A 24756-nucleotide genomic window follows, 5' to 3' on the forward strand; every position below is an offset into this window, starting at 1 on the left:
GACGGCGGCCAATGCGGATTCATCCAGGGTGTCATGACCGCTGGAGCGCTGAATCGTCACTTGCAAGGCTTTACCATCCGCCCCGACATACACTCGCAGCAACACCGTGCCTTGCCAATGCCGTTGTCGTGCCGTCAGCGGATACTCGGGCTTGGGGTTGTTCAAATAGGCCGCATTGCTATCCGCCGGCACATAAGTGTCATTGCGCGGTGCGGCCAGCACATTGTGATTTAACGCCTGCGGCGCGGCAGCGGTTGGCGGAGCCGCTGCAACCGGTTCCGGTTCCACGGTTTTGCGCTCCTCAACCTGCTTAACCAAACGTTCCGACGGCTTAGGCTTAGGCTTGGGTTTGACTTTGGGCTTATCCAGCTTGGGCGGCGCTATGGGTTTTGGCGGTTGCGGCGGTGCAATCGGTTGATTCACTACGGGCGACGGCGGTGCCGACAACTCCATGGAGATCATCGGCAACGGTGCGGCCGCCGAAAACGGCAGTGGTGCCGGTCGGGAGGCATACCAGAACAACAAACAGCCGTGCAATAAAGCCGCGACCAGCACAGATGAAGCTACTGCCAGCGAACGCCGATAGCGGTTGCTGGGCATCGAAGCCGACACCAAAAACGGCTGTGGATCGGGTAAGCCTTGCGCCGTTTGGATAAACGAATGCTGGGTAACCGACAGACCTGCCGTTTGCGTGATCGAATGCCACATAGCTGAGGTCACCGTCCCCTCGTCAAACTAAGATTGGGCGTGTCCGTGTCCTGCGTGGCGTTACGATGGGCGGTCAGGCGCTCAATCGGACTTAAGGCTTTGCCATTCAGACGAATACCGTGAGCCGATAGCGACAGCCGGCTTTCCAGTTGTTGCATTTGCTGTTGCAACACTTCCTGATTACGCAAGATTAACTGGATCTGCTCTTGCAGAAACTCAAAGTGAATTTGGAAATAACGCACCGCCGGAAATACTTCGGCAGCTTTTTCAGCAGGTACCACCATCGGCGGATCGAGCCTGGATTTCTTGCGGGATTTACTTAACATGCGACTTTTCCTTCCTTAGTACTCGTTATGGTTTATGGGAATAGCACTCCGCGGGCTGAGCAACCGACGCCCCTTAATAATGTGGTTAATAAAATTAATGACGAAATCCGCCTGACATTCCCAAAGCTAACGTTGTCTTTATACGACATTGCCGTATAATTCGGCGCATGTATACCCTTATCGAACTGCCGATTTTCAGCAGTTTTGCCGCTGATTATTTTACCGATGCCGAACTGGCCGACGTACAAATAACGCTTGCCAAAACCCCAACCTTGGGCGATGTCGTGCCGGGAACGCATGGCGTGCGTAAGTTGCGCTGGTCTCGTCAAGGCACAGGCAAACGTGGCGGTGTGCGCATCCTGTATTAGTTTCAAGATGTCCAAGGCCGGATTTGGCTGTTGACGGTATACGCTAAAAGTGCGCGCGAGAATATCGCCGCTTCCACCTTGAACGCTTTGCGGGAGATTGCCGACCATGCCGATATTAACTGAAGCCGAACTACTGGCACGCGATGCCGAACGCGACTTGAATGCGGAATTACTGGAAGCCGCACAACAAATGCGTGATGGGCAACTTGGACGGGTGTGTGTGGTAACCCGCGATAAGCGAGTCGTAGAATCCCCTGTAGCGAAAATTCGCGTCAGTACAAAACTGTCCCAAGCCAAATTTGCCGCTTTGATGGGTATTTCCGTGCGTACCTTGCAAGACTGGGAACAAGGCCGCCGCTCACCGTCAGGCGCCGCCAAAACCTTGTTACGCGTTGCCGAAAAACATCCAGACATCTTGTTAGAAACCATTGAGCCTATCCTGTAATTCAATCAGCAAAATCGGCGTACAGAAGTTCAAGCGGGTCTTCAAAAGGCGGTGCAACGTGGACATAGAAAAAATAGCGCAAGCCATAGAGGCCGATGCCGGCATGCCCTTGGACGAACTTAGACAAAGCCTAGCGGAAATGCAGGTCGGTGTCGGCCGAGTGCATACCCCGGAGCAAATCCTGCTACGAACTGCACGCCATGAAACCGGTTTGTCGCAACAAGCGTTTGCCGATCTGATCAATACCCCGGTTGCCACCTTGCGCGATTGGGAACAGGGCCGCTTCTCACCCTCCGGCGCGGTGCAATGCTTGCTAAAGCTCATTTGCAAGCATCCCGAGTGGCTGAAAGAGTTGGAAACACACTAACGCGATTCATAAGCTGTCGATTGTTTCGCTTGATGCAACTTTGCAGCGCGGCGTTTTTGTAGCCAGCGTAAAATGCCCGTCACATACAAAACCAGCGGCGCGAAACCCATCACACACCACAAAATACGGCCAACAAGCCCGAAGGCTTCGCCGCTGTGTAACGGCCACAACACATTCAAAAACGTTTCACCGGCGGTAAATTGATTAGGATCTTGCACGGCTAATACTTTGCCGTTGTATTGATCGATCCATACCTTACTGCGCGCCCATCGGTGATTAGCCTCGTCTGATTGCCTTTTGGAGATACTATAAACACCCGTACTACCGTCCGGTGTTGTTACTCCACGCAAGGCCGCCTCGGGAAAAATCTTGTCTGCAATGGAAACAGCGCGCGCTATCGAAAGAGTCGGCGCATCCTTTATGACCTGAGATTTTACATCGGGTTCTTCTAAATGCTTTTCCTTGACGGCTGAAAAACTACGTATCAACGGTTTGATGTAATCCGCATAACTGAACGAGAACCCGGTAAACGCTAAAATCAGTAAAATAATTGAACTGTAAAAGCCCGTGGTTTTATGCAAATCAAAATAAAACCGTTCCGGGCTTGCGCCCCGCTTGATGGCCACTGATTTTATAAATTTCCCCCAGCGCGGCCACCATAGATAAAGCCCTGTCAACGCGGAAATAAACATAAATAAGCCGAAAAAGCAGACCGTATTAAAGCCAAATCGCCCGATCTTCACACCTAATCTAGCCGTCAGCAAACTGGCATGGATTTGGTAGATTGCGGTCCATAACGTGCGCCCCCAATAACTTTCCGAGATTATTTTTCCGCTGTAAGGATCGACCAACACACGGAAAGGCGCATAAAGTTCATCAGCTGTTTCTTCAGGCTTTGGATATTCCACCCAGACATAATCGTTGCCGTAACCCGGCATCAACAATGACCATTTGCCTTTTTTTTCCGGGTGAGCGGCTTTAACGGTTTGCATAATGTCATCCAAGGAACGCATCTGTGCATTGGCTTGAATAGCAACTGGCGGCAAACCTAGCTCCTCCAGTTCATGATTGAAAACATTAAAAGCACCGGTTACTCCGAGAATGACAAAGAATAAGCCTACCGTCAGGGCAACATACAAATGCACCGTTAGCCAAAAACCGCGAAAATGCCGATACCATTGTGAAGTTTTATAACGGTTTTCATTCATCAACTGTGGCAATATTTCTTGTAAAGCCATATCTTCATGCTCGATCATTTTTTATCTACCTGTTTACGCATAGTTTGGTAGGGTGGGCAGGTTTTTTTGCCCATCGTTTACATCGCCAATTTGTTCCGCGTGGACAGAAAAGCGTTGCCCATCCTACCGGGCTAAAATTCCAAGCGTATCGAACCCATTGCTGTCAACGGTGCACCAGGGTAAATGCCGACGCGCGGCGGTGCGTTTTGAAACGGATCGGTGGATTCGTAATAGGTTTTGTCCAGCAGATTGCGGATATTGAATTGCACGGTCAGCTGCTTACCTCCCCCGATTGGGTAGTGGTAAGCCGTAAAAGCATCCAGGCGGGCATACCCCGGTAACACAAAGGTATTATCGTTATCGCCTTGTCGCTGCCCGACGGCGAACACGCCCACGCCGAATTGCCACCCGTTGAGCGGCTCGTAATGGCGAATATCGTACTTGAGCCACAAACTGCCGGAATGTTCAGGAACGTTGTTCAGGCGATTGCCCTGAAGACCGGAAAAATCTTTGGTGATGCGGGCATCGGTAAAGGCATAGTTGCCGACGATACTGAGTTCATCTGTAATCTGACCAGTCATATCTAGCTCGATCCCTTGGCTACGGGCTTTGCCGATAGCCGCGCTAGCAAAAGGATCGGGGCTGTTAAAATCCCGAGTCATCAAGTTTTCTTTGGTTAGATGGTAATAAGCTAACGTTGTAGTCAGTCGCTGATCGAAAAATTCGGTCTTCAAACCCGCTTCAAATTGTTCGCCGATTTCCGGGTTGATCGTTGTACCAGCGGAAGTCACACCATTGTTTGCGCCGAACGAAGTAGTCCAGTTGCCATAGACACTAACCCATGTCCAGGGTTGATAAAGAAGCCCTACCCGTGGGCTAAAACCTTCATCTCTACGGGAGGGCAAGGCGGCATCGGCAGCGCTAGATGAATTACCTATGCCTAACCCTGTTCTCGCCCAGTCGTAGCGACCGCCCCCCAGGATATGAACTTTGTCCCAGAGGGTAATGTGATCCTGGAAATACACCCCATACCAATCATCCCTGAACAGGTAATTATTAGCACCGCCATCGGAAGGCGTTGCCAGGGCATTGGCATAATAGGAAGGATCGATTCCATACACCGGATTATAAATATCGATTTCCAAACCGGGCACGGGATTCTGGTAGTCCCCATAGAATTCATAGGTACCGACTGCCCGTAAATAATCTAAGCCAACCAAGGTTTGATGGTTGACTCCCCATAAATCAAATTTTCCGGTCAAATCTAGATTAGTCGTATAAGTTTCATTATTGGATGTTTGGGAAAATATATTCCGAGAATAAGTGCGATTACCCGTACTCGGATCTAAAAACTGCGTTACCGTAAACCCATTAGCGGGTTTGACAGAAGTGTTTTTATCATAAACAAAGGAAGCCAGAAACCGGTTACGTAATGTCCAATTTTCATTAATTGCATGGGTTAAATTGAAGCCGAGATTCACCTTGGAGTTCGTATCTACCGGGTCGTTGGGGTCAATGAAGGATCGGCTAACCGGGATAGGTGCCGGTCGATTGCCGATTGCGAACAAGCCTCTGTCAACCTGGTAGTCCTCGTGCAATGCTTCCAAGTCCAAGGATATTTCGGTGGCATCGCTGGGCCGCCAGGTTAAAGACGGATTCACCAGAACCCGATCATTAAAATTAAAATCCCGAAACGATTTATTGTTTTGATAAGAACCAGTAAAACGATAGCTTAACGATTTATCATCCGTAATCGCATCGGTCGCATCCCATTCGGTCCGATAAAAATCGTAAGAGCCAAAACGCTGTTCCACTGAATGATAGGCTTCATCCCGAGGTTTTTTGGTGACCAGGTTGATTAAGCCGCCAGGCTCGATACGGCCAAACAATACCGCAGCAGGGCCTTTAAGCACTTCGACGCGCTCCAGATTGGCGGAATCAAATTGAGCGCCTTCGCCGATACCCAGGCCGTTGGCGACCAGACCATTACGATAAATCCGGCCGTTCCTGAAGCCACGGACGATATAACCGTTGCTCAGGCCCAAAGACGATTGCGGACGTATGCTGCTGACGTTTTCCAGCGCATCTTTGATGGTTGTGGCTTTTTGATCGTTCATCACGACTCGTGGTACCACCTGTATCGACACTGGTGTGTCGAAGATCGGCGTATCGGTTTTGGTAGCAGTAGTGCTGTTAGTGACGGTGTAGCTTTTGTTATAAGGATCATTCTCATCATAAACCGCCTGTCCCGTAACCTTCACCGCCGGCAAAGTCGATGCCGCATCGCTTCCAGATTCTGCAACCTTGATCGCTACCGAATTGTCAGCCGTGATGGTATACGTCAAACCGCTGCCCGCCAGGAGTTTTCTAAAACCTTCTTCGACGGTGTACTCGCCATCCAATCCCTTGCTGGTTTTGCCGTCGGTTAATTTGGATTCACCGGTAAACAGAATGCCGGCATCACGCGCAAACTGGCTAAGTGCTTGTCCCAAGGAACCGCCGCTGATGTGGTAGCTTTTCCTGTTGGTAGTTTCTTCACCATGGGCTGCGACTGAAGCGGTCAGCGCTGAAGCCAATAGAATTCCCTGTATAGCGTGGCTCAAGCGGGATGGACGAGAACCCGGATTGCAGCGGCGGTGTGTGTGTGACATCGGTTTTTCTCCATGTGTGGTGTTTTCATTAGCTAATACAAACGAGCGTGGAAAAACCGGAACTGCAAATTGAAGAAAATTTAATTAATTTTTTACCTGCTTGTTTTTAAATGACAAATAATTCGGTTTTTTTAAGTAACAATGCCCTTGGCGACTCAGTGTCGAGCACTGCCTACAATTTTTCCATCCGCTTGATCGGCGATGCCGAGATGCTTTCGAGCTTTTGTGATACATTGATTACACGTATTCAATAGTTGACGTAAAGGGGATTAGATATGGCTACCTCAATAAGACTTTCTCCGGAAATTGAACAACGGCTTGATTATTTGGCCGGCCAAACAGGGCGTACGAAGGCATTTTATTTACGAGAAATCATCGAAAAAGGATTGAATGATATGGAAGATTATTACTTGGCCGCCGGCGTGTTGGAACGCGTTCGCAAAGGTGAAGAACGCGTTTATTCATTAGATGAGGTGGAGAACGCGCTTGGCGTGGCGGATTGAACTGTCAGAGACGGCAAATAAGCAACTGGCGAAACTCGATAAGACGGAAGCGAGGCGTATCACGAAATTTTTGCGAGAGCGTTTGGCTGTTACCGACAATCCACGCACTGTAGGCAAGGCTTTATCCGGTCCGCTTGGCGGTTTGTGGCGTTATCGAGTGGGCGACTATCGATTGATTTGTGAAATTCAGGACGGCGTGCTGTGCGTTTTGGTATTGAAGATCGGTAATCGTCGAGAAGTTTACAAGTGAGATCGGCAGCACGTGCAATGACTATATTGGTCGCATTTAAGCTGTGGGTGGTCAAGCAGCGACGTGCGGAAAAATCTCGCGCTCTATGGTTTCCTGGGTGTTTTGTTGCGCCAAACGCAATTCGTACGCTGTCTGCAAGTTCAACCAGGATTGCGCATCGCCGCCGAAATACCGGGCCAAACGTAATGCGGTATCGGGACTAATCGCGCGGCGTTCCTTAACAATTTCATGCAAGCGTGTTGAAGGTACACGCAGGGCATTGGCAAGTGCATTGACGCTCAAACCCAGAGGTATTAAAAAATCTTCGCGCAGAATTTCGCCAGGGTGGATAGGACGCATTCGGTTTTCTATCATGTGAAGTTCTCCTTAGTGGTAATCAACAATTTCAACGTCAGAGACATCGCCATCCAGCCAGCGAAAACAAACGCGCCATTGATCGTTGATGCGAATGCTGTACTGACCTGTTCTGTCACCCGTCAAGGCTTCAAGCCGATTTCAGGGCGGACTGCGCAAAAACGCCAATGTAGACGCGGCATGTAATTGCACTAATTTGCGCTCGGCAACAGATTGAAATGCGCGAAAACGGTTGGGCGACTGTCCCTCGAACAAGGCTTGAGTGTCTTTACAGTGAAATGATTTAATCATGCTAAAAATTGTATTACTCGTCACGTAATACGTCAATCGAATAATTGGCTTATTGACACTGCCTTTGAGCGGTAACTGACGCGATAGCCTATGGGCTGATAGCAGGCGTGATTAACGCGGCAGGACTTTAACCCAGAAAGGTAGCGGGTGTGTGAGCTTGACGGGCAAGTTAGTCTCAAGAAACGTAAGAATTTTGTCGGTGTCTTTCAGCGGGTAGGAACCGATGATCCGTAAATCGGCAATCTCGGGATCGCAGGTGATGTAGCCTGGTCGGTAACGGCTTAGTTGCAGCAAAAACTCGCTGAGCGGCAAATCATCGGCGACGATAAAGCCTTCGGTCCAGGCCGGTTTATCCTGGCTGTGTCGGTGGATCGGCTCAATGTGGTTTGATGCAAATTGAACTTGTTGGCCGGCGCGTAAGGTTTGTTTGGCGGAGTGTGTGTCGGCTGGCTGAATTTCTACGGCATCTTGAAATACGGCAACCTGCGTTAGATTTTCGTATTGGCTAACGCTGAAGCGCGTTCCGAGCGCCTCAACTCTGCCTTCCAAGGTATCCACGACAAACGGCCGTTTCCAGCCAACTTTATCAGGTGCTGTTTCGATGTAAATTTCACCTTTAACCAGCTGCAGCCTGCGTAAATTAACCGAGAAATCGACGTTAACCGCGCTGCCGCTATCCATAACCACGCTGGAGCCGTCGGTTAGAGTTATGGTTTTACTTTCGCCGAACGCTGTATGTTGATCGGCCGACCATTCTTGCCAGTAGCGACCTCGAGAAATCTGCCAGCCTGACAATCCTGCAACACCCAATAGGACCATGCTCATCAGCATGCGTCTTCGATTGAGATTGGGGGCATTTAACGCTTCGGTTGCGGCGAAGGCGGCTTGTGGCGGGAGTGATTTAAATTTGTCGGTATAAAACTCAACTCTGGACCAAGCCATTTGATGATCCGGGTGCGATGCTAACCAGGCTTGCCACTGTGCGGTTTCGTCAGGGCGAACGTTGCCGGAGCTCAGAACCATAAACCATTCAGCGGCCTCCGCCACGACTCGGGGATGGATCTTTTGTCGATCTCCGGAAGACATGTATTGTTAGAACTCCACGCTCAGGCACAGCACCATGGCTTGTACCATGTACTTTCTGATCATGCGATCACTGACGCCGAGTTTTTCGGCGATTTCAAGGTAGGTAAGTCCATCAATCTGGGACATAAAAAATGCCTTGCGTGCCTTTTCCGGTAAGCGATTAAGCAGTTCATCAATTTCTTGTATGGTTTCCAGAATAATGGCATTTTCTTCCATTGACAACGAAGTGGCTTCAGGAAGAGCCGAAAGGCGTTCCAAGTATACTTGTTCAATGGTGGCGCGACGCCAGTGGTTTATCAGTAAATTTTTTGCGATGGTGGCCAGATAGGGTCTGGGTTCATTCAAATCCGGTGTGCGACCCGATGCCATTACTCGCACAAAAGTGTCTTGCGCATGATCTTCGGCTTGCAAGCGACATTGCACGCGCTTGTCCAGCCAGCCGAGCAGCCAGGAGTGATGCTCTCGATAAAGCTGGGACAAGGCTTCATTCGTCAGTAATTCCGTCGCCACTAATAACTCCTATCTATGATTGAAAGATGTACTTTTAAAGCAACATGCAGACTGTTGATCATAGTTTTGGTTGCCTCGCTTCACCCTTAAGATTGCTGAATTTATCTTCCTGAAGTGAGGTTGTTTTTTACCCAAAAACCTTCTAGCTAAGCAAAACCTATTCCATGAGTCTGGCGCGGGCTGCGTTCTGTAGTGCTGTTTATTGTTGAAATATAATATTTACATGTAGTTAGGTATTGATAACAAATTATAGCCAAGCTGATATTTCAACAATCTACTAAGCGCCAACCAAGACATTCTAGGGAATACTGTGTCATATGACGTATTTTGGCCATGAAAAGTACGTGAAAACACGTAACCGCAAGGCATATAAAAGCGTCGTTATCCGGGTGGATAAGGCGCGTACTTACAAAATAATGTAGAGAAGGTGTTTAACGGCTCCTCTGTTGGCATCGATCACGACGCGGGCTTGGCCGCCGTGGTCTTGAATATCGGCACTGCTTTTGACGGCATAGAAATAAAAGTTTCGGCTCGGTTGTCGTTAGATCGTTTTGAATACAAGCGTATAGGAATTCGGTAGCAAAGTGCTCTAAGACTTATTCAAGATAGGTAAATTGTTAATCCTATTCGTTGAATAGAACGTCTGCTTTTTAAAACCAGCGCAGAAAATACTTTTGAATTTTATGTACCCGAGTGTTGCCTGTGGGTCGGTTGCGACAGTTCGAGTTGTCAAAAAGCCTCATACTGAAATGGTGCAATCATATCGGAACAGGTTGCGGTTTTGTGATTGGAATCGATAGCCGACTTTGGATTGGAATACTTCAATCAATGTCTACGCCTTAATCGCACACTCCGGGCATAGAGGGATCACTCTGAAAACTGCATTGGATTACAGCCTAGAGCGAAAAATAAGGGCGGATCGGCCGGCAATCCGCCCTTTTCGAGCTAAATCAATCCTTATGGTGGCCTTTGTAAGGCTTTTTGTGTTCGCGGCCGCACTGTTTCAAATGCTCATCCTGGCCGGGATTGCTCGATGCAGCACGCGCTGCAACGCCGGTGTCGCCGAAATCGGTAAACAAGCCATCGACGCCTAAATCGAAGTAATAGCTCATTTCCGCTTGCGGGTCGGCAAAGCCGTAGCCGCTGGAATCGTTGCGGAAGGTCCAGGTGTGCACCATCAGGCCTTTGTCGTGCGCCATTTCCATCACGCCGGTGCTACCCTCCACACGGCGATCGTTGATGGTGAGAGTACCGTCGCCATCACGGTCGACGCCATCCGTCACGGTTTTCACTAAATAGGGCTTCCAGGGACCGATGGCATCGGCATAACCGGCCACAAACGCCAAACCTTGCTCGGTCACCAGGTCGGCAAACGTGCGCGGGTCGCCGTTAACCACGAAATCGTACGGTTGCATGTAAGGCGGAACCAGCGACATTGAACCGTCCGGGTTAACATCGTCGGCATCGATCAATTGCACCAAGCGGATTTGGGTTTTACGGCTCAAGTACTGCAAGTTGCCTACTTCGAAAGACTGGATGAACACCGGGGCGCAGGCACTGTTGCCGTATGCCTTGTGCAGCGTTTTCAAAAGCCGGTCTTCGAAATAATGCGCGCCGAACTGCAAGCGGCCTTGGGCATTTTTTAAGGTGGCATGGTAAGTGGAATGCTTGATTTCCGGATAAATACCGATGCTGCGACCGGTTTGTCTGGATTTGCTTTTCGCCAGCTCGATCACTTCATCCAGCGTCGGGATCTCAAATTGACCGTCGAACGCGGTGTTGGCGGGACGCAGCGCCGGCAGGCGCTCCTTGGCCCGCAAGGTTTTGAGCTCGGCCAGCGTAAAATCCGAGGCAAACCAGTCGTCGTATTCCACGCCGTCCACCATGCGCTTGACTTTGCGCTGGGCAAACTGCGGATGATCGGCTACGTCGGTAGTGGATCCGATCATCGGCTCATGGCGGGCGATCATCTGTTTATCCTTGGTCAACACCAGATCGGGCTCGATAAAATCGACACCCATTTCAATCGCCAGGGTATAACCGGCAAGGGTGTGCTCGGGGCGATAACCCGCCGCGCCGCGATGGCCGATTACCAGAGGCGAGTGCTGCATATGGGGTTCCGCTTGGGCAGGTGTTTGGACAGCGATCAACGTCACGACAAGCAGTGCCGGCAACGCAAATTTCGGTAACAAATGTAGCATGCTAAATTTCCCTTGAATAGTTGATTATCGGTGGCATGAGTCAATCCGGAGCGGATTGGCTCATGCCTGCTGTAAACCGGTTTAGTCGTGGTTTTTACCGTGATGTTTTCTGGACTTGCCCGCCGCCGGCAGAGTTTTGTTGAACACCACATCGCCGTTGATATCTTTTAATTCGACGGTCATGGCTTTGGTGCGTCTGTCTATGTTGACTTCACCGAAGAATTGCAAACCGGCATACGGCGACAGATTGGCTTGGCCGGGCTCAGGGGCTTTGCTGAACACCACTTGCGGCCCAAAGGTGGCGTCGGTGCTGTTGGGGCCGAACGAACCGGCATTCAAAGGCCCGGACACGAATTCCCAAAACGGTGAAAAATCATTACTGGCCGCTTGTTTAGGGTCGTAATAATGCGCCGCGGCATAATGCACGTCGGCGGTTAACCAGACGATATTGTTGATCCGGTTATGCTTGATAAATTTCAACAGACGGGCGATTTCCAGTTCGCGGCCGGCCGCGGGCCCGTCGTTACCATTGGCGATAGCTTCCCAACGTGCATTGCCTTGAGCATCGCTACCGTCGCCGATATTCAGACCGATCGGCATATCGGCGGAAATCACTTTCCAGGTAGCATCGGAATCTTGCAGTTCCTGCTGCAGCCAAGCCAGTTGAGTTTCACCTAAAAAGGCCGTATCCGGACTTTCCTGAGTTTGCAAATTATCGCTATTCGGACCGCGATAACTGCGCATATCCACTACAAATACGTCCAACAACGGGCCGTAGGAGATTTTCCGGTAAATACGCTCCGATTCTTCGGCATTATGCGGGCGCAACGGCGCATATTCGTGGAAGGCCTGGGTAGCGCGCGCCACCAGCAGCGGCACGTCTTTAACCGTGTAACGGGCGTCGTTGCTCAAATCCTTGGAGTCGGACCAGTTATTGGCCACTTCGTGATCGTCCCACTGCCAGATTTGCGGCACTTCGGCATTGAATCGGCGAATATTTTCGTCCAGCAGATTGTATTTGTAACGGCCGCGAAATTCCGCCAGGGTTTCGGCTACCTTGCCGACTTCCGGGGTGACTAGGTTAGTCCAGACCTGGCCGTTCTCGGCGATCACCTCGGCTTTGATGGGGCCATCGGAATAGACGCTGTCGCCGCTTTCGATAAAAAACTGCGGTTGCACCTGGCGCATGGCTTCGTAAATTTTCATGCCGCCGAAACTTTCATTGATACCCCAACCCTGGCCGGCGACGTCGCCGCCCCAGACAAAGCGGATATCGTCGTGTTTACCGATGGTGCGAAACCGGCCCATGACCGGTTCGCTTGGTTCGCGGTCGTTGCTTAAATCTTCAAACCAAACCTTGACGAACACCTCCTTGCCTGCCGGTAAATCCACCAAATCCTGGCGGGCGGTAAAATCACGGCTTTCCGTGGCATAAGGGCCGCGTACTGTCACTGCATTTTCGAAATCAGGGTTAAACGCGTATTCCACCATCATACGGGCCGGGCGATCGGCACGGCTCCAAACCATGGCGCGGCCCGGCGCTAAATCGCCGATTTGTATGCCCTGCTCCATTTTCGGTTTATCCGCGGCGATGGCCAGGTTGCCGAGCAATAGGCACGACAACGGCAGGCAGCATAATCGGGTGAAATTAACAAACAAGGGGTATTTAACCGGACGATTCAAGCTAAGCATGATGGGGGCTCCCAATGATGGCGATAGAGCCGGCATTGTAGTCGGCGACCTATGACAACCTGATTACCTTTGGGTTAAGGGTTTTTGACATGGATTTTTGACTGCTACAAATTACCTACTATAGTGAGGCGCAAAACACTGTGCGGGCGAATTAGCCTGATAATCGATACCGGAACTACTGAAAATGCTTTGGCGAATCTTTAAATTTTTATTGTCGGCCGTCTGCCTTTTGTTCGCAATGCTACTGGTAATTTTCGCTACAAAATCAAACTCTGGTTTCGATACGTATGTCATGGCAGGCATTTTTCTTTTTTTTGCCGCAATTCTCTGGATAGATACGACCAAACCTTCACGCGCGCTTGGAATGGCCGGTATGGTTGTCGGTTTCGGACTGTTGATAATGGCTTTTTCCGATGCAACCGGCCATGATCCCTATCCGAAACAATGTACCGGTCGCGGCTCCCTTGTGTGCGAACTGAAAAACCTACTTTTTGCCGTGGGCGGATATCCCGCTGCCGCTACTCCTGGGTTTCTGTTCGCAATTTATGTGTTTAACTTTTCAATTACCGCATTCAAACGGGCTAACAACCCGAATGCATACTAAGGGTGTTTTACGCGCCACTACTTTTTCATGCTAAATCATTTAAATGCCAAAAATACGCATCGTTGCTTTTACTTCGCTAGCCATGCTGGCTTTTGCCGGCAATTCGCTGCTATGCCGCATTGCACTTAAACACACCGGCATCGACGCGGCCAGCTTCACCAGCATCCGGCTGGCCTCCGGTGCCCTGATGCTGTGGCTGCTGGTTCGAATTAGCGCGGGTGCCTTAAACGGTCGAGGCGATTGGCTATCAGCGATAGCCTTATTCTGCTACGCCGCCGGTTTTTCGTTGGCCTATGTCAGCTTATCCACGGCGACCGGTGCGCTTTTGCTGTTTGGTGCCGTTCAGGCCAGCATGATCGGCTATGGCATGTGGTGCGGAGAGCGCTTTCTTAAACGGCAAGTGGCCGGTTTTCTGCTCGCTTTCGCCGGCCTTATCGGCCTGATGTTGCCGGGCCTGTCGGCGCCACCCTTAAGCGATTCTCTTTTGATGCTGGCTGCCGGGGTGGCCTGGGGCATCTATTCCTTGCGAGGCAAAGCCGCGGGCAATGCGACTGAAGTGACGACCGGAAATTTTTTACGCGCCGTGCCGATCGCCCTTTTATTGAATATATTCATGTTTAAGAAGGCCAGCTTGGATGCGGCCGGCGTGGGATACGCGGTTTCTTCGGGCGCTTTGGCCTCCGGCTTGGGTTACGCCATTTGGTATACGGTGTTGCCTGCACTGAAAGCCAGCCAGGCGGCTACTGTGCAACTATGCGTCCCGGTTCTTGCAGCCTTGGGCGGAATCGTTTTGCTTGGCGAACCGATTACTCTGCGTCTGGCTTTGGCTTCGTTGGCCATTCTCGGCGGCATAGCGTTGGTGATATTGACCAGAAAAGCACGGTAAAACAAATTACCCTGCATAATTCGGCGTATGATGGAAAGGGTCATAAACCCCCATAAAAATATCGAAGCGATATTTGTTTGACAAACATGTGACAGTCGTTTATTGTTTCGACTCGATACCAATAAACAACGAGGAGTCGAATATGTCAAATGCGGTTTTCTATCATGCCGGTTGCCCGGTTTGCCTGGGTGCTGAGCAGATGCTGGTCGATGCATTGGATCAGAACAAATATACGCTGGAAAGCGTTCATCTTGGCACACACCCGAACCGTATCGAAGCAGCCGAGGCATCCGGCGTCATTTCCGTCCCCGCACTGGTGATGGATGACCAAGTATTTCACATCAATTTTGGCGCGGCCCTAGCCGATTTAAAATCTTGAGAGGTAAAAATGATGAACGAACAAGTAGAAGTAGCTGAAAAAGATCATTTTGTTTTATATATGGTTTTGGTAACCGTGGCACTGGTGGGTGCCATTCTGGCGGTTAAACTCAACGAGAATGAAAAATTCGAGCCCATCAAACAACAAATCAACCAAGAAAATCAACAGATGAACATCCGGGTCATCAGAGAGTACGGAGATTAAGCCATGAAAAAACAGTTTATCAGCGGATTTTTACTCACCTTATTGTTAAGCAGTAGCGCAGGCGCCACCGAGTACATTTACCGGGACTTAATGGCCAACACCTTGCCTGCGCATTGCGATGTGGAAAGCAAAGCCAAACAAGCCGCCTCAAAACCCTACACGGTAGATAGATTCAGCAAACGCTTCTGCCAAACCCAAGGTTACGGCTGGCATTTGGATGCCATCAAAACCGCCGGCAATACCTCCTGTAGCCCTTGCGGCACGAATGGCGATAAACAGCAATGCTTTCAGGAAGATGTGGTGGTCACCTGTAAACGCATCAAGCCAGGTACGGTAGGTATGCTGCCGGGTAAAGGCTAACCTAATTACAATAACGCGCTACGAAAGACATAACGGATAGATTTTATAGTCAGCGCACTTCAAATTTCGGTTTTAAATTATCTAATCCCTCTCCAACGGGAGAGGGATTAGAGGCGTCGAAATTTGCCGAGCAAAAGTTGCAATATCTTTTCGGTCGTATCCTGTTTGTTCTTCATAGCGGCTTTATAAGCAGTTAAGCTAAAAGTCTGCCGGCACATTTCTATTTTCATTGATGCCGCAGCGCAGACAGTTGCGGGACGCTACAGCACCATGGGCAATACCGACGCTTCGGATTATCGGCTTAAACCGTCGCACAGACGATTGCGCCCCTGTGATTTAGCCAGATAGAGATTCTGGTCCGCCAAGCTAGTCAACGCCTCGGGATCGTTAGCATCCTGACCGGGTATCATGGTTGCCAAACCAATACTGATTGTCACCACCGGCGCGGTCAGCGAGGTCTGGTGAGGTATCTTCAGTTCAGCCACTGCATCGCACAATTGATGCGCTTTGTCGCGGACCTTGACCATATCGCATTCGGGTAACAGGCAAACGAATTCTTCGCCGCCATAACGCGCCACCAGATCGTGGGAGCGGCCGAACTGTCCGCCAATCGCCGCCGCCACTTTTGCCAAACAAGCATCTCCCGCCACATGACCATAGTGGTCGTTATACAGTTTGAAGTGATCGATATCGATGAACAATAACGTCAAGGGCCAGCCATAGCGTTGGCAATGCCACCATTCCAATGCCAGACATTCGTCAAAACGGCGGCGGTTGGCCAAGCCGGTCAGACTGTCGATGAAAACCAGGGAACGCAACTGATCGCTTTGCGCCTGCAATGTCAAATGGGTTTTGACCCGCGCCTTCACCACCGCCGGATTAGCCGGCTTGGAAATAAAATCCACCGCGCCCGCTTCCAAGCCACGCGTCTCATTCTCCATATCGTCATGACCGGTGATGAAAATTACCGGAATGTCGCGGCATTGGCTTAATTTTCGCAATTCCTCAAGAACCTGATAACCGTCCATGCCCGGCATCACCACATCCAGCAGAATCAACGACGGCGGGTCATGGCTGGCCAACGCCAAGGCCATTGTCCCGCTGGTGGCAAACTGTACTTCATAAAAATCGGCTAATGTCCTGGCGATAAACTCGATGTTTTCGGGTGTATCGTCGACAATTAATATACGGGCGCGTTCGGTCATCATTGGTACTAAATTTTAGGGTTGGAAAACAAACTATCATGGAAGTTTGCCAAGGCCGTTAGAGCATCTTGAAATTTTAGCAGAGAAATAGTTTTAGCCACCGCTTGATAGGGCTCGGCCAACGTGCTGCCAGCTAATAATTCTTCGATCTCCCGACTTGCCGCTCGGGCCGAGAGCATATTATTGGTCAACAGCGGCGCCAACCGGTCCAACATGGCACGGAGCTGAGCAATATCCACTTCCCTAGCATTTTCGATTGTCTGCGGCTCCGCCCCCGGCGGGTTCGCCTCCAGCCAGCAGCGCGCTGCATCGATCAAAGCCTCGAACGCGACCCTAAAGCGAGTCGCCGGTATATCGACATCAGACTGGCCCGCTAAAAGGGCTGTTTCCAGGTTTACGATTATCGCTCGCACTTCGACAGCCGCAATATACCCGGTTTGACTTTTTAATTTGTGCAGCTCGGCAATTACCGCATCGCGCCGGCCGTGCGCCAGATTGGAATCAATTTGCTCCGCCTTCGTTGCATTCCCAGTCACGAATCGTTCCAATAACGCCAGGAAAAAGCCCCTGTCTCCATTCAGCCGTATTACTGCCTGACGGCTATCTATGCCCGCAATCGTCGGAAACGCCTGTGAGTCGGATATTTCCTGCCCGGATTCCGGCTGCGGCGCTTCCGGAACCGATTTAGTCGTCCAGCGTAGCAAGCAGTCGATCAACTGTTCCGGATCTACCGGTTTGAGGAGAAAATCGTCGACGCCGGCGCTATACATGGCGTTACGCTCTCCGTCCAACACCCCCGCACTAAAAGCTATGATCGGCAAATCGGACAGGCCCAATTCCTCACGAATGGCCCGGGTAGCGCTAAAACCGTCCATCACCGGCATATGCATATCCATCAATACCGCGTCGAAGCCATGCGGATCGGCGCGTAAAACCGACAAAGCTTGGCGACCATCGGCAGCCAAGGTGGGTTGGGCCGCTTCCCGGCTCAGTAAGCGCCTGATCACTTCCAAATTAATTTCGCTATCGTCAACCGCCAGGATACGCACGCCGTGCAGACGCAGACCGCGCGACGCCCGCTGTGCCTTATTCGGCACTGTCACGATTTCGAGAGGCTCGGCATATTCAAACGGTAATTCGAACCAAAACGTGCTGCCCATACCTGGCTGACTGTCCACGCCAATCAGACCGCCCATTAATTCAACCAAACGTTTGCAGATTGATAGACCCAAACCGGTACCTCCATAACGCCGCGAGGTACTGGTTTCGGCTTGAGTGAAAGGGCTAAACAACTGTTGGCAAGCTTCCGGCGCAATCCCGATGCCGGTATCACTGATCTCAAAACGCAGCCGAACCGCTGCTGCTTCCTGCGCCAGTACCGACACGCTCAGGCGAACCTCGCCGAGCTTGGTAAACTTGATGGCGTTACCAATCAAATTAATCAATATCTGTTCCAAACGCAGATTATCGCCGCAAAGATACTCGGGAATATCGTCGGCCAAAATGACATGCCAAACAAGCTGCTTTTCTCGGGCCAGGCTACCCATCAAGCTATCGATATATTGCAGCCTTGATCTCAGATTGAAAGGATGGAGATCGATCCGCAAATGGCCGGCCTCGATTTTTGAAAAGTCCAGAATATCGTTGATGATGGCGAGCAGAGAACGGCCCGCTGACCGAATGCGTTTTACCAATCCGAGTTGGTCTTGCGTTAACGGTTCGTCTTCTAAAATACCGGATAGTGCTAGCACCGCATTCATCGGTGTGCGTATCTCGTGGCTCATATTGGCCAAAAAATCGCTTTTGGCTACATTGGCGGTCTCCGCCGCGGTTTTGGCATTACGCAGCTCCGAAACATCGTAAAACCAAGCCAGAATGGCCTCCTGCCCTTCATAATCAATCGGCATGTAGGAGGCCAATACCCAGATTTTCCCGTGCTCCGGGCGATTGGGTATCGTCAACTGCACCAGCTGATCGATGACGGTCTCACCCTGTTCAAGGCGGTTTTGAATCGACTCAAAGTCCTGTGCATCGACGTAATACGGCCTGATATCCAGGCTTATCGCCTGATCCCGGTCGCAGCAGACCATCTCGGCGAAGCGCTGGTTGACGAACACCACCGGCTCCCCACCTCTCAATGCCACTCGCACGGCGACCGGCGATGCTTCCAGCATGCGGCGAATCGTGGCTTGCTGTTTTTTCGCCAGCGAAATGTCCTTGGCTATGCCGAGGTAACCATTGATAATGCCGGCCTCGTCGCGCATAGGCGTGACAGCCAACGACACAGGTATCGACGAACCGTCCTTGTGAATATAGGTCCACTCTCTGATTTCAAAGCCGTCAAGCTCGGTTTTATGAACAAAAACCCGGAAAGCTTCGATGCGATCTCCGAACTCCCTACTCAATTCGGCGCCGCGTTGCTCAACTTCGGCTTTAGCATGAAACACCGCCGGCGTCATCTTGCCTATCACCTCATCGGCACTGTAGCCCAGCATATGCTCGGCGCCGGAATTGAACAGTTGAATCAAGCCATCGCGGTCAGTGGCAATGATAGAGACTCTTGTGGATGCCTGCATGACGTTGGCCAGCATTCCATTAACGCGAGCCAGTTCCGCCTCGGCGATTTTTCTATCGGTGATATCGGCACGCACCGAAAGGTAGCGGTTGATTTTGCCGTCCGAATCCCAGGCCGGTGCAATTAAACTGTCGACCCAATACAGGCTACCGTCCCTTGCCCGGTTGCAGACCTCGGATCTCCAGACTTTGCCCGCGATTATCGTTTGCCACATCGACGCCCAAAATTCTCGAGGATGTACCTTCGAGTTGATCATGCGGTGATTTTGCCCTATCAACTCCTCGCGGCTATAGCCGCTAAAACGGCAAAAGTTATCATTAACCTCGATTATCCTGCCGCTTCGGTCTGTGATCGAAACCAGCAACTGTTCATTGATGGTGCGCGATAGCAGTTCATTTTCGCTTAACGCTTCGGCGAGTTGGCGGCGACTTTCGGCAATCTCGGTCACGTCATGGGCGATGACGTAAACGCCACGGATGTAGCCATCCACTCGATCAGGCAAATAATGGATCAGTGAATTACGTAACCCCGAACCGTCCGCTCTGGGGAAGGCGCATTCGAAAACTTGCGCTTCACCACTTAGCGCGGCTTCGATATAGGGTCGATTCAATTCATACAATTCGGCGCCCATCAAATCGCGGATGGACATACCCTTGATCTGCTGAGGTTCGATGCCAAACCAGTGAAAATACGCCTGATTGGCAAACTGGTTAATCAAATCACAACCCCAATAACCAATCATGGATGGCACCGCATCCAGCACCGTCTGTAAATCATGGCGGGCAACTTCAAGTTCCGCGGTGCGCTGAATAACCTGCGCCTCCAAGGTGTTATTTAATTCTCGAATACGCGCTTCCGCCGCTTTTTGTTTACTGATGTCGCGTATGGTTTCCGAGGTACCCATCACCTGTCCCGAGTCGTCGTATATCGGCGAGATGGTCACCGAGGCGTCCATCAATTCGCCGCCATGCCGTCGTCTGCGGGTATTAAAATGCGGGATAGTCTCGCCTTGAGCAATCCGGGCCAGCAACTTCGCTTCCTGATTCCGTAATTCGTCCGGCACCACCAGGTCGGCCAGGTTTCGACCGCGCGCTTGCGCGGACGAGTAGCCGAAGATTTGCTCGGCTGCTTTATTCCAGCTGGTGACAATGCCGTTCAAGCCGGTGCCGATAATCGCATCCCCGGCATTGGCCACGATGGCCGCCAAACGCTCCTGCTCTAACTGGAATTGCCGGCGGCGCAGCTTGATCAGCTGCGACACGTACAACAATAAACTCAACAGCGCGGCAATCACCAGCATGCTGCCGACAATTCGCCACGGATCGGTTTGATTGAGATTGCTGATAAACAGCGGTTGTGCTTTCACCTCGACCAACCATACGCGGCCGAAGATCGTTAAGCGGATTTGTTTGACCAGGTTGTCGATATCCTCGGCGTCCGCGCCTGGCGAAGCGTAAAAGCGCTCCGATAGTTCTGCATCATCAGCATCGGCCAAGGTCAAAGAAAACTCACCACCGCGAAAATCGAAATCAGCCAGGACTTCGTCGATAACCAGTGCCGTATACACCAAGCCGACCCCCCACTGTTGGCGAAGTTCCTCCGTGGCCGGTACCGAGCCATTCCCGCGATAGACCGGGAGCAGAAATAAAAAACCCTGCCTGACTTTGCCCAAGGCCTGCACCAGCGTAATCGGTTTGGTTAATGTGGCCACGCCATTGCGTATCGCCGCCACCGCCGCTTCGCGGCGGCGCTGTTCCGAAGCAATATCCAAGCCGATTGCCTGAGCATTCAACGCCTCGGGCTCGACATACTGAATCACCAATCTCTCGCCGTCATGCGGCGTCAATTGTTTGATGCGAAAATCGCCGTGGCGGTCTGCTCTTGCTGTGTCAACGAAAGCGGCTTCCCGCCCGAGAGCAACCCGGCGGATAAAACCGAAACCATGGGTGCCGGGAAATTCGCGATCGATATCGCGCGATGCCATGTAGGCCCTGAATCGGGCAAGGGTCATACCGTCGATATCAGTAACGATAAATACGCCGCGCGCGCCGCGCAAACCGTATTCGTAACTGCCGATGCGCGTTTGCAGTTGATTAACGACCCGCGCGGTCAAGGCCTCGAAACGCTGAGTCTTTTCAAGGGTATGCCGATATTCCAGGTGCTTGCCGGTCGCAATCGCCACCAGACAAAACAAGCCGAAGAAAATTGTCGCGACCAGCAGCGGTTGAAACATCATTCTGCGCTTGGTCATTAATGAGGCCCCCTCTTCCGAATAAAAAGCGACTCCGAATCGTAAAACAGTATGGCACAACCTTCCGCCGGGATTATTCCGCATGACTCATCTTGCTGTATATGGCGGTTTCAGTCCGACAACGCTGGAGTTTAATCAGTCTGCCTTACTCAATGCCAACCAGGCCGAAAGCTGTAAAACCTAAGCGCTTAAAATAACAAATCAAGCTAAATCATAACGCATCCCGGCCGGCCAGATCGCCTCCCGAACTAACAAGAAACGCCCTCAAAGCAGTATAGGCCTGAGGAGACAATCGGGCTGTATCCAATTCATCGCCGTTTTCAGGTTTTACGCCGCAACGGACTTTCACGCCGAGTTAGGCAAACAATGCTATTCTGCGCGGGTTATTTTGTCTTTCGGCCCTTCGCTCATGCCCCGCATTGTTATCACCACCCTCAACGCCCGTTATATACACACGGCTTTTGGATTGCGCTACCTCTATGCCAATATGGGCGAGTTGCAACACGACACGGTGCTTTTAGAATTCGGTATTAGCCAGCGCCCCATCGAAATCGCGGAACAACTGCTGCAGCAACATCCGCGCATTATCGGCTTGGGGGTGTATATCTGGAACGTGGCCGAGATTAGCGCCGTGGTGGGGATATTGAAACAAGTGGCGCCGGAAATCCGCATTGTGTTGGGTGGACCGGAAGTGAGTCATCCACCTGATTTACCTGTTGTTATCGAGTTGGCTGATTACATTATCACCGGTGTCGGCGAAGTCAGCTTTCCCGACTTATGCCGGCGGATTTTAACCGGCCAGGCGCCGCAACAGAAAATAATTCAGGGAGAAGCCGCGCCATTATCGGCATTGGCATCGCCCTATCCCTATTACACCGATATCGATCTGAAACAACGCATTGTTTATGTGGAAGCCTCGCGTGGCTGTCCTTTTAAATGCGAATTTTGTTTATCCTCGCTGGACGTCACCGCCAAACCCTTTGAATTAGACGCGTTTCTGCAAGATATGGAAATGTTGTACCGGCGCGGCGCCCGGCATTTTAAATTCATCGATCGCACCTTTAATTTAAAAGTCGACAGCAGTGTGGCAATACTGGCGTTTTTTCTCAAAAAAAAAACCGACGAACTTTACCTGCATTTTGAAGTGATTCCGGACAATCTGCCCGAACGCCTGAAACAAGCTATTCAAAAATTCCCGCCCGGCAGTCTGCAATTCGAGGTGGGCGTGCAAAGCTTCGACCCGGCGATTCAACAGCGTATCAGCCGCAAACAGGACAACGACAAAACTCGCGCCAATCTGGCCTGGCTGCGGCAATATTCCCACGCGCATATTCACGCCGATCTGATTGCCGGGCTGCCGGGCGACACGCTGGTGGGATTCGGTCGCAGTTTCGACGACCTGGTGGCGTTGAAACCGCAGGAAATCCAAGTCGGTATCTTAAAGCGACTACGTGGCGCGCCGCTCAATCGGCATACCGAAGAGTACCGATTGCGCTTCGATCCCAATCCGCCCTACGCCATTCTCAGTAGCCGCGACATCAGTTTCGCCGACCTGCAACGCTTGAACCGCTTCGCCCGTTTTTGGGATTTAATCGGCAATTCCGGCCGCTTCGGCAACACCCTGCCGGTGATGCTGGCCGATCAACCTTTTGCGCGATTTTTACAATTCAGCGATGCCTTGTTCGCCATGACCGGCAGCACCTGGCAAATCGCCTTGAAACGCCTATTCGAACTGACCTACAGGGCCATGACCGAGACGCTATTGATACCAGCCGAAACAGCCAAACACGTTTTAGAGCAGGATTTTTCCCGTAGCGAACAAAAAGGCCGGCCGGATTTTTTAAGCGTTGGTAGCGCGCCCGATGCCGATAAGCACACGATTGCCAACAAACGCCAGAAAATGGCGCATGCTACGCAATAACAACCCATTCGCAAAGTTTATGCAAACAAACCTATCGACGGATTTTGGGTAAGTTGCTGAACTGGTCCTATCGGCTATTACCCGTCGGTCGGGGTAACTATCCAATTTCAATAGTTGCGGCCTCATTTTGCCCAGTCGACCATCCGGTATTCGGCGAGAAAATTGACATTATCACTGCGTCACTACGGTCAAAACCAGCCGATTATTCCCACGGCGCCGACGAGAAATGATTTGATAGGCATATACGAAACCCATTCTATGGAATAATTAGTCAGGAAAATATTCGACGTGGGTTTCGCCTTTACGCCCGTAATAGGTGACGTGTTTACCGGTAATCCAGACGGTATAACCGATACATCCCGCTTCTTTGGAAACTCGCTTGAATTCTGGATACATAATTTCACCTTGCTGTGCGCCAAGAATGGCAGCCTTAATACCCGAAGCACTGAACTCTAAAGCGATGTCGGCCTTTGCAACTTCCAGCTCAAGGGTAAGCGTTTCTCCGCATGGCATATAGTAAGTGATGCGGCCACAACGATAGTCTACCAAGTAGGATTCAACTCCTGCTTGGACTAAATTGCCGATAACTTGACCAAAATGAATGCGACCTTCATTGGAGGCATCCAGGGTTTCTCGGATAACAGATTCAATTGCCTGTTCCATTTTATCCTCCTGATGGGATGGGGTTACTTCGTAGGTAGTTGTTTTAACTGGTGGTGAGCCACAAGTTCTTTGAACAGCACCATCAGAGATTGGCGCTGCGAATCGGGTAGATGCCCAAAAAAGCGGGCATCGTTTTCATCTGCGAGAGCAGCCAGCTTCGGAACGAGTTGCTTACCTTCATCGGTCAGACAAAGAACTTGTTCACGAAGGCTGTCGTTAGCCTGATTTCTCTTTGCCAAGCCTTTGGATTCAAGCTTGGAGATGATTTTAGAGGTGGCTCCTTTGGTCATTCCGAGCGCATCAATTAATTCTGCATGGGTTACATCCAATCTGTCATACAGTGCTCGCATGGCTACCCATTCAGTTACTGAAATACCGTAAATTGCCAGCTGGCTTTCAAAGCCACTGGATACCTGGTTAGATACAAAGCGTAACCAGAATCCTAGATGAGATTCGAGAGCGCTGACTTCTGCGATGTTTGTCTTTTTCATATAAGGTTTCCATGGAAACAATTTAATCATAGTTTCCATGGAAACCTTTGTCAACCCTGTTCCCCCTCGCTGTTTCCTCAATTTAGTGAGGCATCTAATAGTGAAATGGTTTAATGAACCCGGACACTTCGAAAGGCAGAATTTATAATGCTATGAGAGGTGACCATGAGTAACGAGAAAAGACACAATCGACCCAAATATAGTTTTAACTTCAAGCAAGATGCCGC

The 24756-nt window shown here is 50.9% G+C and carries 25 protein-coding genes and 1 pseudogene; 11 read left to right on the plus strand and 15 right to left on the minus strand.

Annotated features, from left to right (window positions below; genetic code table 11):
* Positions 1–708: energy transducer TonB (locus tag M0R33_RS22740; protein WP_292574261.1), on the minus strand; the 708-nt coding region annotated here is incomplete at its 3' end.
* 8 nt (positions 709–716) lie between these two features.
* The gene (locus M0R33_RS22745; RefSeq protein WP_292574262.1) at positions 717–1034 is read right to left on the minus strand and encodes a hypothetical protein; all 318 of its coding nucleotides are present in this window, start codon (positions 1032–1034) and stop codon (positions 717–719) included.
* Between the two features lie 167 nt (positions 1035–1201).
* On the opposite strand from M0R33_RS22745, the gene M0R33_RS22750 reads away from it, so the two are divergent.
* The 3 genes from M0R33_RS22750 (at position 1202) to M0R33_RS22760 (ending at position 2214) form a co-directional block, all read left to right on the plus strand.
* Positions 1202–1402, plus strand: coding sequence for a hypothetical protein (locus tag M0R33_RS22750; RefSeq protein WP_292574263.1), 201 nt, complete (start codon positions 1202–1204; stop codon positions 1400–1402).
* A gap of 106 nt (positions 1403–1508) precedes the next feature.
* Entirely contained in the window at positions 1509–1847 is a 339-nt protein-coding gene (locus M0R33_RS22755; protein WP_292574264.1) for a helix-turn-helix domain-containing protein, read from the plus strand.
* Positions 1848–1905: 58 nt separating this feature from the next.
* Positions 1906–2214 carry a helix-turn-helix domain-containing protein gene (locus M0R33_RS22760; protein WP_292574265.1) on the plus strand — a complete coding sequence of 103 codons (309 nt, stop codon included), beginning with the start codon at positions 1906–1908 and terminating at the stop codon, positions 2212–2214.
* On the opposite strand, the gene M0R33_RS22765 is transcribed toward M0R33_RS22760, so the two are convergent.
* Both M0R33_RS22765 and M0R33_RS22770 read right to left on the minus strand, forming a co-directional pair.
* Complete coding sequence (locus M0R33_RS22765) at positions 2211–3470, minus strand: PepSY-associated TM helix domain-containing protein (RefSeq protein ID WP_292574266.1); 1260 nt, start codon at positions 3468–3470, stop codon at positions 2211–2213. The two genes, M0R33_RS22760 and M0R33_RS22765, sit on opposite strands and share 4 nt — an antisense overlap.
* Before the next feature lie 113 nt (positions 3471–3583).
* Positions 3584–6103 (minus strand): TonB-dependent receptor, encoded by a 2520-nt coding sequence (locus M0R33_RS22770; protein ID WP_292574267.1) that lies wholly within the window; start codon positions 6101–6103, stop codon positions 3584–3586.
* 275 nt (positions 6104–6378) lie between these two features.
* Between M0R33_RS22770 and M0R33_RS22775 the strand changes: the two genes are divergently transcribed.
* Both M0R33_RS22775 and M0R33_RS22780 read left to right on the plus strand, forming a co-directional pair.
* Positions 6379–6606: a CopG family transcriptional regulator gene (locus M0R33_RS22775; protein ID WP_292574268.1), complete on the plus strand. Its 228-nt coding sequence runs from the start codon at positions 6379–6381 to the stop codon at positions 6604–6606.
* The gene (locus tag M0R33_RS22780; RefSeq protein ID WP_292574269.1) at positions 6590–6856 is read left to right on the plus strand and encodes a type II toxin-antitoxin system RelE/ParE family toxin; all 267 of its coding nucleotides are present in this window, start codon (positions 6590–6592) and stop codon (positions 6854–6856) included. Before M0R33_RS22775 ends, M0R33_RS22780 begins: the two co-directional genes overlap by 17 nt.
* A gap of 51 nt (positions 6857–6907) precedes the next feature.
* Here M0R33_RS22780 and M0R33_RS22785 read toward each other — a convergent pair whose 3' ends face one another.
* The 7 genes and pseudogenes from M0R33_RS22785 to M0R33_RS22815 all read right to left on the minus strand — a co-directional run bounded on the left by M0R33_RS22785 (position 6908) and on the right by M0R33_RS22815 (position 12990).
* Positions 6908–7210 carry a HigA family addiction module antitoxin gene (locus tag M0R33_RS22785; RefSeq protein ID WP_292574270.1) on the minus strand — a complete coding sequence of 101 codons (303 nt, stop codon included), beginning with the start codon at positions 7208–7210 and terminating at the stop codon, positions 6908–6910.
* 12 nt (positions 7211–7222) lie between these two features.
* Positions 7223–7339: pseudogene (locus M0R33_RS22790) on the minus strand (type II toxin-antitoxin system RelE/ParE family toxin); the annotation flags it as partial.
* Between the two features lie 12 nt (positions 7340–7351).
* On the minus strand, positions 7352–7501 hold the full coding sequence (locus M0R33_RS22795; RefSeq protein ID WP_292574271.1) for a hypothetical protein: 150 nt from the start codon (positions 7499–7501) through the stop codon (positions 7352–7354).
* Positions 7502–7612: 111 nt separating this feature from the next.
* Positions 7613–8587, minus strand: coding sequence for a FecR domain-containing protein (locus tag M0R33_RS22800; RefSeq protein WP_292574272.1), 975 nt, complete (start codon positions 8585–8587; stop codon positions 7613–7615).
* Positions 8588–8593: 6 nt separating this feature from the next.
* Positions 8594–9097 (minus strand): sigma-70 family RNA polymerase sigma factor, encoded by a 504-nt coding sequence (locus M0R33_RS22805; protein ID WP_292574273.1) that lies wholly within the window; start codon positions 9095–9097, stop codon positions 8594–8596.
* Between the two features lie 950 nt (positions 9098–10047).
* The gene (locus M0R33_RS22810) at positions 10048–11298 is read right to left on the minus strand and encodes a glycerophosphodiester phosphodiesterase (RefSeq protein ID WP_292574274.1); all 1251 of its coding nucleotides are present in this window, start codon (positions 11296–11298) and stop codon (positions 10048–10050) included.
* Between the two features lie 81 nt (positions 11299–11379).
* Entirely contained in the window at positions 11380–12990 is a 1611-nt protein-coding gene (locus M0R33_RS22815) for an alkaline phosphatase D family protein (RefSeq protein WP_292574275.1), read from the minus strand.
* A gap of 184 nt (positions 12991–13174) precedes the next feature.
* On the opposite strand from M0R33_RS22815, the gene M0R33_RS22820 reads away from it, so the two are divergent.
* From M0R33_RS22820 to M0R33_RS22840, 5 genes are all read left to right on the plus strand, one after another.
* Positions 13175–13594, plus strand: a complete 420-nt coding sequence (locus M0R33_RS22820; RefSeq protein WP_292574276.1) for a hypothetical protein — start codon at positions 13175–13177, stop codon at positions 13592–13594.
* 43 nt (positions 13595–13637) lie between these two features.
* Positions 13638–14480 (plus strand): DMT family transporter, encoded by an 843-nt coding sequence (locus M0R33_RS22825; RefSeq protein WP_292574277.1) that lies wholly within the window; start codon positions 13638–13640, stop codon positions 14478–14480.
* A gap of 142 nt (positions 14481–14622) precedes the next feature.
* The gene (locus M0R33_RS22830) at positions 14623–14859 is read left to right on the plus strand and encodes a thioredoxin family protein (protein ID WP_292574278.1); all 237 of its coding nucleotides are present in this window, start codon (positions 14623–14625) and stop codon (positions 14857–14859) included.
* Positions 14860–14871: 12 nt separating this feature from the next.
* Complete coding sequence (locus M0R33_RS22835; protein ID WP_292574279.1) at positions 14872–15063, plus strand: hypothetical protein; 192 nt, start codon at positions 14872–14874, stop codon at positions 15061–15063.
* Positions 15064–15066: 3 nt separating this feature from the next.
* Positions 15067–15423, plus strand: coding sequence for a hypothetical protein (locus M0R33_RS22840; protein ID WP_292574280.1), 357 nt, complete (start codon positions 15067–15069; stop codon positions 15421–15423).
* A gap of 293 nt (positions 15424–15716) precedes the next feature.
* Here the strand turns inward: M0R33_RS22840 and M0R33_RS22845 are convergent, their stop codons facing one another.
* Together M0R33_RS22845 and M0R33_RS22850 are read right to left on the minus strand one after the other, a co-directional pair.
* On the minus strand, positions 15717–16628 hold the full coding sequence (locus M0R33_RS22845) for a diguanylate cyclase (protein WP_292574281.1): 912 nt from the start codon (positions 16626–16628) through the stop codon (positions 15717–15719).
* Positions 16629–16636: 8 nt separating this feature from the next.
* Complete coding sequence (locus M0R33_RS22850) at positions 16637–21454, minus strand: PAS domain S-box protein (protein ID WP_292574282.1); 4818 nt, start codon at positions 21452–21454, stop codon at positions 16637–16639.
* A gap of 409 nt (positions 21455–21863) precedes the next feature.
* On the opposite strand from M0R33_RS22850, the gene M0R33_RS22855 reads away from it, so the two are divergent.
* Positions 21864–23375 carry a DUF4080 domain-containing protein gene (locus M0R33_RS22855; protein ID WP_292574283.1) on the plus strand — a complete coding sequence of 504 codons (1512 nt, stop codon included), beginning with the start codon at positions 21864–21866 and terminating at the stop codon, positions 23373–23375.
* A 267-nt stretch (positions 23376–23642) separates the two neighbouring features.
* Here M0R33_RS22855 and M0R33_RS22860 read toward each other — a convergent pair whose 3' ends face one another.
* Entirely contained in the window at positions 23643–24038 is a 396-nt protein-coding gene (locus M0R33_RS22860; RefSeq protein WP_292574284.1) for a DUF1398 family protein, read from the minus strand.
* A 23-nt stretch (positions 24039–24061) separates the two neighbouring features.
* Positions 24062–24529: a MarR family winged helix-turn-helix transcriptional regulator gene (locus M0R33_RS22865; protein WP_292574285.1), complete on the minus strand. Its 468-nt coding sequence runs from the start codon at positions 24527–24529 to the stop codon at positions 24062–24064.
* Between the last annotated feature and the right edge of the window lie 227 nt (positions 24530–24756).

The organism is Methylomonas sp. (assembly GCF_023228165.1).
GTDB lineage: Bacteria > Pseudomonadota > Gammaproteobacteria > Methylococcales > Methylomonadaceae > Methylomonas.